Consider the following 10,412-nt stretch of genomic DNA (forward strand, 5'->3'; position numbering starts at 1 on the left):
GTGCTCCGTGCGCAGGTCCTTGACCATCTGGTACGGCTGCAGGACGTAGGAGCGCATCTGGTCGCCCCAGCTCGCCTTGATGTCGCCGGCGAGCTCCTTCTTGGCCGCGCGCTCCTCCTCCTGACGCTGCAGGAGCAGGCGCGACTGCAGGACGCGCAGCGCGGCGGCGCGGTTCTGGATCTGCGACTTCTCGTTCTGCATCGAGACGACGATGCCGGTGGGGATGTGCGTCATGCGGACCGCCGAGTCGGTCGTGTTGACCGACTGGCCGCCGGGGCCGGACGAGCGGAACACGTCCACCTTGATCTCCGACTCGGGGATCTCGACGTGGTCGGTCTGCTCGATGAGCGGGATCACCTCGACGGCGGCGAACGACGTCTGCCGGCGGCCCTGGTTGTCGAACGGGGAGATCCGGACGAGGCGGTGGGTGCCGGCCTCGACCGACAGGTGCCCGAACGCGTACGGCGTCTTCACCTCGAAGGTGGCGGACTTGAGGCCGGCCTCCTCCGCGTAGGAGGTGTCGAGCACCGTCGTCGGGTAGCCGTGCCGCTCGGCCCAGCGCAGGTACATGCGCAGCAGCATCTCGGCGAAGTCGGCGGCGTCGACGCCGCCGGCGCCGGCGCGGATCGTCACGACCGCGTCGCGCTGGTCGTACTCGCCGTTGAGGAGGGTGCGGACCTCGAGCTCGCCCAGGTCCTTGCGGATGCCGGTCAGCTCGCCCTCGGCCTCGACGAGCGAGTCCTCGTCGCCCATCTCCTGGCCCAGCTCGACGAGGGTCTCGAGGTCGTCGATGCGCGCGCGCAGCCGGTCGACGCGGTCGAGCTCGGCCTGCGAGGCGGACAGGGCGCTGGTGACCTTCTGCGCGGCGTCCGGGTCGTCCCACAGGTCGGGCGCGGACGCCTGCTCCGAGAGCTCGGCGATCTTCGCCTTGAGGGCCGTGGGGTCGCTCACTGCCTGGATGGACTCCAGCGTGGTGCGCAGGTCGCGGATCTCGGCGGGGAAGTCGGTGGTGGCCACGACCGTCCAGGCTACCCGGTGCACGGTGACGGCTCGGCCGGGAAGTGTCGATCGCGGCCCGCTCCTCTCGTCTCCACGCTGGTCGGAGAGAAGTTCGGCACCAGCACTTGATCGGTACAGAAGCCCGCGCTACTGTATCGGTATAGATCTGGAGCGGTACAGAGAGGAGCCAGCCATGACCCCGAACACGCAGATGGGACTCGTCGGCATCCAGGCGTCGTACCGGGACTCGCACAGCGCGATGCCCGACGCTCCGGTCGTCGAGCCTCGTCCTCGTCGGCCGCGCCGGGAGCGTCCGCAGCGCACCCGGCGCGCCCTGGCCGTGACCCTGCACCGGTGGGCCGACGCCGTCGCGCCCCGCCAGGTGCCGCACCAGCCTCTGGTGTGAACGCCACGACCGCGACCCGCGCGGTGCCGCCCCCGACTCCCGGGCCGGCACCGCGCGGCGTCGTCGAGAGCGCCGACGCGACCGCCACAGACGCGGGACCTGCGCCCGGAGGCCGTGCGGCGGCCTACCCTGGTGCCCGTGAGGACCCGTCCGACGACGCACCCGGGGACCCCGTGGCGCGCGTGACCCTGCAGACCGTCGCCGACCGCGTCGGCGTCAGCCGGATGACCGTCTCGAACGCGTTCTCCCGCCCCGACCAGCTCTCGGCGGCGCTGCGCGACAAGATCCTCGCCGCCGCCGACGAGCTCGGCTACGTCGGCCCCGACCCGGCCGCCCGCGCCCTCGCGCGCGGCTCGTCCGGCGCCGTCGGCGTGCTGTTCACCGAGTCCATCGGCACCGCCTTCCGCGACCCCGTCGCCGCGGCCTTCTTCGGCGCGCTCGCCGAGGGCCTGTCGGAGCACGGCGTCGCCATCACGCTGCTGCCCGAGAGCAAGGCCGGCCAGCACGTCGCCGCGCGCGACGTCGCGATGGACGCCGCGCTCGTCTACGCCTGCCCGCCGCACGCCTCCGCGGTGCAGTGGCTCGTCCGCCGGCGCCTCCCCCTCGTCTACGTCGACCAGGAGCCGCCCGAGGGCGTCTCCAGCGTGCTCCTCGATGAGGAGACGGGCGGGCGGCTCGCCGCCGAGCACGTGCTCGCGCTCGGCCACCGCCGCGTCGCGCTCTTCACGACGAACTGGCTGCGCGGCGGCAACGCCTGGGCGGACGACGCCGCGACCGCCGGCGTCGGGGTCGTCGCCCGCGGCCGCGTCGACGGCGCCTACGCCGCGCTGGCCGCGGCCGGCGCCGAGGTCAGCGCGTACGAGGCGCACGACAACGACGAGCGGTACGTGCCCGACGCCGCCCGCGAGCTGCTGGCCGGCGACGAGCCGCCGACGGCCGTCCTGTGCTTCTCCGACCTCATGGCCGCCGCCGTCATCCAGGCCGCGACCGAGCGCGGGCTGCGGGTGCCCGAGGACCTGTCCGTCGTCGGGTTCGACGACAGCGTGCTGGCCCGCACCACCGAGCCGCCCCTGACGACCGTCCGCCAGGACTTCGATGCCAAGGGCCGGCTGGCCGCCGACGCGCTGCTCGCCGCCATCGACCGCGTGCGCGCGGGCCAGGCCGCCGAGCCGACGCAGCAGCGCATCCCGGTGGAGCTGGTCGTGCGGGAGAGCACGGGCCCGGCGCCGCGCTGATCGGCCTTTGTCAGCCCGTCAGGACGCGCGCGCGACCGACTCCGCGCGCAGCTCGACGCCCTCGCCCCACCACGAGAGCAGCCACCCGCCCGGCCCCGGGTTCGTTACGACGACGAACTCGACCCGGGCGCTGCGCCCGTCCGGGCTCGACGCGTCGCGCACCCGCAGCGACCGCCACCCCGACCACTGCTCCGGGTGGCGCTCCAGGTAGTCCTCGACCGCGCTGCGGACCGCCGCGTCGGACAGCGGGAGGCCGTCGATCCCGCCGTCCGCGCCGAGGCCACGCTCGAAGTACGCCTGCTCGGTCAGCGCGTCCGCCGCGTCGAGCGCGACGAGGTCCGCGAGCGCCAGCACCCGTTTGCGCTCCAGGTGCGCCGCCGCGACGGAGCCGACGACCGCGACGAGCAGCAGCGCGACCACGACGAAGCCGAGCGTCAGCACCATGACCTGCCCGTCGTCGTCCGACGCGGCCCGTCGGACCGGGTGGGCGCGGCTCCTCACGGCGCCTCCCGGAACGCGTCGACGGCAGCCGTGCGCGTCGCGGTCACGGGCACCTCGAGCGGCACGACGTCGCGCACGAGTGGCGGCACGAAGGGCAGCGGCACACGCACGGTCACGGTGGCGGTCACGTCCCCGCCGGGGGTCAGGCAGGGGTCGCCCGAGCACGCGACGGCCACGCTGCGGGCCGCGTCGTCGTCGAAGCCCTGGTCCGCCAGCGCGATCGCCACGGCCGTCGTCGCGCGATCCCCCGCCCGCTCCTCGTCCGCGACGACGTACGCGCGGGCGGCGTCGCGGGCCGCGCCCTCGACCGCGAACGCCGCCGCCTCGACACGTCCGAGGACGGCCACGAGGTAGACGAGCGGGACGAGGAGCACGAGCGTGACGCCGAGGAACTCGACGACGGCGCTGCCCTCCTCGTCCCCGAGCCGGCTCGGCCACGGGGCGCTCCCCCACCCGCTCGTCACGGTCCCTCCGCCAGGGCGTGCCCGCGCACGGTCATCACCCCGGACGGGCCCAGCAGGCCGACGAGCGGGAGCGGCGCGCGGATCTCGACCTCGACCACGTCCAGGCCGCCCAGCCGGGTCCGCCGAGCGCTGACGTCCTGCGCGAACGACGGCGCGAGGGAGCCCTCGACCAACGTGCTGGCGCGCTCCACCGCGTCGTCGTCGGTGCGTCCGGGCGCCGCGTAGCGGGCCCCCTCGGCCGCGGCGTCGACGAGCGTGTTGCGGACGTGCAGCACGAGCGTGAGCTGGACGACCCCCGCGAAGACCAGGGTGACGAGCGCCCCCACCAGCACGAAGTCGACGATCGCGGAGCCGCGGTCGTCGCGCGGGCTCACCGCTGCGTGACCATGGCGATCGCGTCCTGGAACAGCCCTTCGAGCGCGTCCCCGGCGAGCGCCCAGATGCCCGCGACGAGTGCGGCGGTCATCAGCGTCACGAGCACCCAGCCGGGCACGTCGCCGCGGTCGTCGCTCGCTGTGGCGCGCGCCGCGAGGCGGGCGGCGAGACGCGTCAGGACGCTCGGCTCCCCGCCCGGCCGACGGTGGTGGGTGGTGCTCACGGGCAGGGTCATGTCGTCTCCTTCGTCAGGGGGCGGTCGGTCTGCGGCACGTCGGGTGGGTCTCGACGGACGTGGAGGTGGGCTGTGCTCACAGGCCCACGTCCAGCACGATGAGGCTGGGGAACACGGCGAAGAGCACCGTGACCGGCAGGATCAGGAAGACGACGGGCACCATCATCAGCACTTCCTTGCGGCCACCCGTCTCCATGAGCGCGCGCCGCGACTCGTCGCGCACGTCCTGGGCCTGGGCCCGCAGGACCTCCGCGAGGGGCGTCCCGCGCTCGAGCGCGACCGACACCCCCTCCGCGAACCGGGCGAGCGCCGGGAGGCCCGTGCGGCCGGCCAGGCCGTCGAGCGCGACGACGAGGGGGGTGCCCGCGCGTGCGTCCGCGAGGGTGGCGGCGAGCTCGGCGCTCAGCTCGCCGCGGGTCGTCCGCACCACGCGCTCCAGCGCGCCGACGGCACCCTCACCCGCGCCCACCGCGAGCGCGAGCAGCTCCGCGACCGCCGGCAGCTCGGCCAGCATCCGGCTCTCGCGCGCGCTCACCTGCCGGGAGAGCAGCCAGTCGCGCGCCAGCGCGCCCGCAACGGCGCACGTGCCCACGAGCACGGCGAGCGGCAGCAGCGCGGCGCCGCGGGCGGCGGCGAGCAGCAGCGCGAGACCCAGGCCGAGGGCGGTACCCACGACGCCCCAGACCACCTGGCCGGCGCGGAACTGCTCGACCGTCTCCTCGCGGCCCGCACGCACGAGCCGCTGCCGCAGCGCCGGCGTCGCGGTCCCGACGCGGGCCACGACCCGGACCGCGTCGGCCATCACCGGCGCCAGCAGCCGCGACAGCGTGGGGAACGGCCCCCGCACGTCCTCGGCGCTGATCAGGGACGACGTCCTCCGCCGGGGCCGCAGGTAGGGCGCGAGCCGCTGGTCGAGGGTGACGCGCCGCGCCCGGACGTGGGCGGCGACGAGCACGAGCCCGACCCCGAGGAGCAGCCCGACGAGCGCTCCGGCGGCGGCCGGGTTCACCGCAGGACCCGCGGGTCGTCCGGCAGGCGCGCGATGCGGGTCATCAGCGCGTACGCGACGACCGTGCTGCCGGCCCCGACGAGCAGGACGACCAGCCCGGCGGCGGAGTCGTAGGCGCGCGCCGCCTCGGGCCGGCTGGCCAGCACGACCAGCACCACCCACGGCGCCGTCGCGGCCAGCCGGGCGGCGTTGACCGTCCAGCTCTGCCGCGCCTCGAGCTCGCCGCGCGTCCGCAGGTCGTCCCGCAGGAACGACGACAGGGTGCGCAGGAGCCGTCCGAGGTCGGTGCCGCCCACGTCCCGCGTCATCCGCAGCGCCTCGACGATCCGGTCCGCCACGGGGTCGGCGAGCCGCGCCTTGAGCGCGTCGAGGCAGTCGCCGAACCTGCCGGTCGCCCGGTAGTCCTCCGCGAACGCGGAGAACGGCTCCCGCAGCTCCACGGGGCCGCGCTCGGCGAGCTGCGCGACGGCCTCCGGCAGCGCCAGCCCGGCGCGCACGCCGGACGCGAGGTGGTCCACCACCTCGGGCCACAGCCGCCGGAGCCTCGCCTGCTGGCGCCGCGCCCGGCCGCGGACGAGCGCCGACGGCCCCGCGGCGGCGAAGAGCGCGAAGCAGCCCGCGATCGCGGGGGTCGCGGTCACGCCCAGGGCCAGCACGCCCACCGCGAGCCCGACGACCAGGCTCGCGGCCACGAGCCCACCGGGCGTCACGCCGCGTACCCCCGCCTGCACGAGGGCGTCCTGCGTGCGGGCGCGCCACCCCGTCCCGTCGTCCCGCCTCGGCGCGGGCGCCCACAGCGACCACCACACGCACGCGACGCCGGCGCCCAGCACCAGACCCACCACGACGGGCACGGCTCACCCCCGCGGGCGCAGGAGCGCCGCCAGGTCGATGCCGGCGCGCTCGAACCGCTCGGCGTGGGGCGGGTAGCCGTCGGCGCGCACCAGCCGGCCGCCGCGCGTGGCGAACAGCTCCGTCGTCTCGACGACGCCCTGCTCGACCCGCCCCGGCACGGCGACGACCTCGCGTGTCCGCCGCCGCCCGTCCGGCCCCACCTCCAGGTGGACCACCAGGTCCACCGACGAGGCGACCGTCGGCACCACGAACCGGTCCGACACGTTCTCCCCCGCGAGGAGCGGCAGCGTGCAGAGCTTCACCAGCGCCTCGCGCGCCGAGCTCGCGTGCAGCGTGCACATCGCCGGCACGCCGGCGTTGAGGGCGATGAGCAGATCCAGCGCCTCGGCCTCGCGGACCTCGCCGACGATCAGCCGGTTCGGCCGCATGCGCAGCGCCTCCTTGACGAGGCGGCGCAGCGGGATCTCGCCGGTGCCCTCGAGGCTCGGCTGGCGGCACTGCATCGCCACCCAGTCGCGCACCGCGAGGCGGAGCTCGAAGACCTCCTCGCAGCTGATGACGCGCTCCCGCGGCGGAACCGCGCCCGCGAGGGCGTTGAGCATGGTCGTCTTGCCCGCCTGAGTCGCCCCGGAGACGAGGATGTTGAGGCCCACGCGCACCGCCGCGCGCAGGAAGGCGGCCGCCTGCTGGGTGAGCGATCCGAGCGCGACGAGCTCGTCGACGTCCGACGCCCGCACGACGTACTTGCGGATGTTCACCGACCAGTGCCGCCGCGTGACGTCGGGGATCACGACGTGCAGCCGCTCCCCGCCGGGCAGGGTCGCGTCGACGAACGGCGAGGACAGGTCCAGGCGCCGGCCGGAGACCTTGAGCATGTGCTCGACGAGGTCCCGCACCTGCTGCTCGGTCAGCACCGTGGTCGTCAGCTCCGCCTCCCCGCGGCGCGCGACGAACACCTCCGTCGGCGAGTTGAGCCAGATCTCCTCGACCTCCGGGTCGTCGAGGTACTGCTGCAGCGGCCCGAGCCCGGCCACGGCGTCGACGACGGCCTTGTGCGCCGCCGCGGGGTCGACGATCGGCGGGACCGCGCCCACGACCGAGCGCTCGTCGTAGTCGGCCATCGCGGCGCGCACGAGCGTCGCGACCCCGGCCGGGTCGCGCACGGGGTCCAGGCCGCGGCGGCGGATGACCTCGCGCACCTCGCGCTCGAGGATCGCGACCGCGTCCATGCCACCCCCTGCCGACCGCTGCCGATGACGTCATGCCCGCCCGGTACGTCCGTCATGTCCGGTTCGACCAGGCGAGCAGACCCTAGGGGAAGCGACGCTCACTGCGCAGGCCGTTGTCCACAGGACGCTGGACGATCGCCCGAACGGGTGGCGTCCGGGCGGGTCGGCCGCGCTCAGGACGAGCGCGTGACGCGGAACTCGTTGCCGTCCGGGTCGGCGAGCAGGCCGTCCGCGAAGCGGGTCGCCCCCAGCGCGACGAGCCGGTCGACGTCCTCGTCGTCCGCCGCCAGCTCGAAGCGGAGGGTGCGGCCCTCCTTCTGGTTCACGGGCGGGCCGCCCCAGGAGATCTTCGTGCCGCCGTGCACCGGGTGCTGGATCGACGTCTCCGCGTCCTGGTCCCAGTTCAGGGGCCAGCCAAGCGCCGCGCTCCAGAACAGGCCGACCTCGCGGGTTCCGTCGCAGGCCAGCTCGCCGAGCGGGCCGCAGCCGGCGGTGAAGCCGTTGGCGGGCTCCAGGACGCAGAACGCGTTGCCCTCCGGGTCGGCGAGCACGACGTGCCCCTCCTCCGGCAGCTGGCCGACGTCGAGGTGGCTCGCGCCGAGCGACAGCGCCCGCGCGACGACCGCGTCCTGCTCGTCGGGCGTCCCGCACGTGAGGTGCAGGTGGATCCAGTTGTGCTCGACGATCTCGGCCGGGCTCTCCTCGAACCGGAGCACTACCTGCCCGGGGTCGTCGGAGAGCACCGTCGTGCCGTCGGGCGCGACCTCCCGGCCGAGCAGCGCCGCCCAGAACGCGGCGAGGGCGCGGGGGTCGTGCGCCTCGGTGGACAGGGCCAGGAACCGGACCGTCATGCGGCCGACGCTAGGCCCGGCGCGAGCGGGCGGCACGCGGTTTCCGAGGCGCCTGCCGGAGACGCCCGCCCGGGACCCTCGGTGCACGGCGGCCGGCGCGGGAGTCGCTAGGTTGACGGCGTGAGCATCCCCACCACCGCCCCCTCGGGCGAGCAGCACGTCCTGTCCCACGGCCCGCACCGGGCCGTCGTCGCCTCCGTGGGTGCGAGCCTGCGGCGCTACGACGTCGACGGCCTCGAGGTCGTCATGCCCTACGACGAGGACGCGATCGCCCCCGCGTTCGCCGGGATGGCGCTCGCGCCCTGGCCGAACCGGCTGCGCGACGGGCAGTACACGTGGGCGGGCCGCACGCACCAGGTGCCGGTGACCGAGCCGTCGCGCTCCACCGCGCTGCACGGGCTGGTCTCCTGGGAGCGCTGGACCGCCGTCGAGCAGTCCGCGTCGAGCGTGACGCTCGAGCACGTCGTCGTGCCCACCTACGGGTACCCGTGGCCGGTGCGCCTGCAGATCACGTACGCGCTCGACGACGCCGGCCTGACGATCCGCACGGTGGCGACCAACCTCGGCGACACCGACGCCCCGTACGGTCTGGGCTTCCACCCGTGGCTGTCGACCCGCGGCGCCGCGGTCGACGCCTGCACGCTGCGCGTCGACGCGACGCACCACGTGACGGTCGACGACCGCCTGCTGCCGACCGGCATCGAGCCGGTCGCGGGCGTCTACGACCTGCGCGAGGCCGCGTCGCTCGCGGGCGTCGAGCTCGACGACGCGTGGACCGGGCCCACCCGCGACGCCGACGGCCTCTCCTGGATCGTGCTGGCCGCCCCGGACGGGCACGCCTCCGCGATGTGGGCGGACGAGACGTTCCGCGCGTGGCAGGTCTGCTCGGGCGACGGCCTCGAGGGCATCCAGCGCGGGGCCGTCGCGGCCGAGCCGATGACGTGCGTCGCCGACGCGTTCCGCACCGGCGACGACGTGATCACGCTCGCCCCGGGCGCCTCGCACGAGTCGACCTGGGGCCTGCGGCTGCTCTGACGCCGCCGCGGCGGCCGGTGAGGGCGTGCCTCCCGGCCGCGGCCCCGGCGGTCACTCGCCGTAGTACTCGCCGTCGGCCTTCACGCCGGACAGGTACTCCCAGTGCCACCGCTCCTGCGGGCCGCCGCCGCCGGGCTTGGCCCACTCGGGGTTGACGAAGCCGAAGACCGGCCCGTTCTGCAGCAGCCAGTCCCAGCGCGTGCCGTACGTCATCGACTTGCAGAAGTCGATCGCCAGGCCCCACCCGTGGTTGCTCTTGCCCGGCGAGGCCGCCAGGCCGCCGCGGGTGGCCTTGACGGCACGCTGCTCGGCGAGCGACCGGTAACCCGACTCGATGCACATGTCGGCGCCGTACCGCGCGACGTACATGTTGTTGAGCTCCGTGAGCGCGGACGCCGCGTCGGCGCGCAGGCGCGTGCGGCCGTCCCACAGGGTGCACAGGTCCTGCGTGGCGAGCAGGCCGTTGGCGCCGCCCGCGCGCTGCGCGGGGTCGCAGCCCGGGATCGCCTCGCGGACGAGGTCGCGCGAGACGCTCTCGTCGCGCAGCACCATCGTCGACGACGAGCCGTCGGAGACCAGCGACGTGGGCGGCAGCACCGACGTCGGCTGCTCCGTGAGCGCCGAGACCGTGCCGGGCAGCGAGGACTCCGCGACGGACGGCCCGCCGGCGAACACGTCGGCCCCGGTGATGGCACCGCGGGCGATCGGCACGGCCACGGTCGCCGCCGCAAGCGCTCCCACCACGCCGAAGCGCACGCTCGCCCGCATCGAGCGGGTGCGCACGGTGCGGGCGGGACGGGGCGCCTCGTCGTCGGCCGCCGGCTCCGGGTCGGCCTCCGCCAGCGCGTCCGCGACGAGCGCGGCGACCTCCGGCGTCACCTGCGCGATGAGCTCCGTCGGCGCGTGCGCGGTCTCGGAGACGACCGGGGTGGTCCAACCCTGCGCCTGCGGCGCTACGACCCGGACGGCGGGGGCCGGGGCCGGCGGCACCTGCACGGGCGCGTCCGTCGGCTCGTCGTGGTGCTGCGCCGGGTCCGTGACCGGCGTGGTCCACATCCGCTGGGTGTCGACCGGCTCCTCCTCCGGCGCGCTCGGCGCGGGCGCGAGCCGCTGGGGCTGCGGGCCGACGAGCGTGACGGGGATGGCGGGCGAGGCGATGGGAGCGGCGAAGCGCTCGGGCTGCGGGGTCGCGGCGTCGGCGGGAGCCGGCGTGGCGGG

General features: G+C 75.6%; 13 protein-coding genes. 3 read left to right on the forward strand and 10 right to left on the reverse strand.

Annotated features, from left to right (window positions below; genetic code table 11):
• A partial coding sequence (prfB, locus tag HGCM_RS15545) for a peptide chain release factor 2 (protein WP_019137741.1) occupies positions 1–1,017 on the reverse strand: 1,017 nt, incomplete at its 3' end.
• A 175-nt stretch (positions 1,018–1,192) separates the two neighbouring features.
• On the opposite strand from prfB, the gene HGCM_RS15550 reads away from it, so the two are divergent.
• Both HGCM_RS15550 and HGCM_RS15555 read left to right on the forward strand, forming a co-directional pair.
• Positions 1,193–1,405, forward strand: a complete 213-nt coding sequence (locus HGCM_RS15550; protein ID WP_019137742.1) for a hypothetical protein — start codon at positions 1,193–1,195, stop codon at positions 1,403–1,405.
• A 182-nt stretch (positions 1,406–1,587) separates the two neighbouring features.
• On the forward strand, positions 1,588–2,640 hold the full coding sequence (locus HGCM_RS15555) for a LacI family DNA-binding transcriptional regulator (RefSeq protein ID WP_246119468.1): 1,053 nt from the start codon (positions 1,588–1,590) through the stop codon (positions 2,638–2,640).
• An 18-nt stretch (positions 2,641–2,658) separates the two neighbouring features.
• On the opposite strand, the gene HGCM_RS15560 is transcribed toward HGCM_RS15555, so the two are convergent.
• The 8 genes from HGCM_RS15560 to HGCM_RS15595 form a co-directional block, all read right to left on the reverse strand.
• Positions 2,659–3,141 carry a pilus assembly protein TadG-related protein gene (locus tag HGCM_RS15560; protein WP_246119469.1) on the reverse strand — a complete coding sequence of 161 codons (483 nt, stop codon included), beginning with the start codon at positions 3,139–3,141 and terminating at the stop codon, positions 2,659–2,661.
• Positions 3,138–3,605, reverse strand: coding sequence for a hypothetical protein (locus HGCM_RS15565; RefSeq protein ID WP_019137745.1), 468 nt, complete (start codon positions 3,603–3,605; stop codon positions 3,138–3,140). Before HGCM_RS15565 ends, HGCM_RS15560 begins: the two co-directional genes overlap by 4 nt.
• The gene (locus HGCM_RS15570) at positions 3,602–3,979 is read right to left on the reverse strand and encodes a TadE family protein (RefSeq protein ID WP_019137746.1); all 378 of its coding nucleotides are present in this window, start codon (positions 3,977–3,979) and stop codon (positions 3,602–3,604) included. The genes HGCM_RS15565 and HGCM_RS15570 overlap by 4 nt, the downstream gene beginning before the upstream one ends.
• Positions 3,976–4,215, reverse strand: a complete 240-nt coding sequence (locus HGCM_RS18550) for a hypothetical protein (RefSeq protein WP_019137747.1) — start codon at positions 4,213–4,215, stop codon at positions 3,976–3,978. Before HGCM_RS18550 ends, HGCM_RS15570 begins: the two co-directional genes overlap by 4 nt.
• Positions 4,216–4,291: 76 nt before the next feature.
• Complete coding sequence (locus tag HGCM_RS15580) at positions 4,292–5,224, reverse strand: type II secretion system F family protein (RefSeq protein WP_019137748.1); 933 nt, start codon at positions 5,222–5,224, stop codon at positions 4,292–4,294.
• Positions 5,221–6,078 (reverse strand): type II secretion system F family protein, encoded by an 858-nt coding sequence (locus HGCM_RS15585; RefSeq protein ID WP_019137749.1) that lies wholly within the window; start codon positions 6,076–6,078, stop codon positions 5,221–5,223. The genes HGCM_RS15580 and HGCM_RS15585 overlap by 4 nt, the downstream gene beginning before the upstream one ends.
• A 3-nt stretch (positions 6,079–6,081) precedes the next feature.
• Entirely contained in the window at positions 6,082–7,308 is a 1,227-nt protein-coding gene (locus HGCM_RS15590; protein WP_019137750.1) for a TadA family conjugal transfer-associated ATPase, read from the reverse strand.
• 173 nt (positions 7,309–7,481) lie between these two features.
• Positions 7,482–8,159, reverse strand: a complete 678-nt coding sequence (locus tag HGCM_RS15595; RefSeq protein WP_019137751.1) for a VOC family protein — start codon at positions 8,157–8,159, stop codon at positions 7,482–7,484.
• Positions 8,160–8,279: 120 nt separating this feature from the next.
• On the opposite strand from HGCM_RS15595, the gene HGCM_RS15600 reads away from it, so the two are divergent.
• Entirely contained in the window at positions 8,280–9,194 is a 915-nt protein-coding gene (locus HGCM_RS15600; RefSeq protein WP_019137752.1) for an aldose 1-epimerase family protein, read from the forward strand.
• Between the two features lie 51 nt (positions 9,195–9,245).
• On the opposite strand, the gene HGCM_RS18955 is transcribed toward HGCM_RS15600, so the two are convergent.
• On the reverse strand, positions 9,246–10,412 hold a 1,167-nt coding region (locus HGCM_RS18955; protein ID WP_019137753.1), incomplete at its 5' end, for a M15 family metallopeptidase.

The sequence above is a fragment of the Cellulomonas massiliensis JC225 genome (genome assembly GCF_000312005.1).
In the GTDB taxonomy this organism is placed as follows: Bacteria; Actinomycetota; Actinomycetes; order Actinomycetales; family Cellulomonadaceae; genus Cellulomonas; species Cellulomonas massiliensis.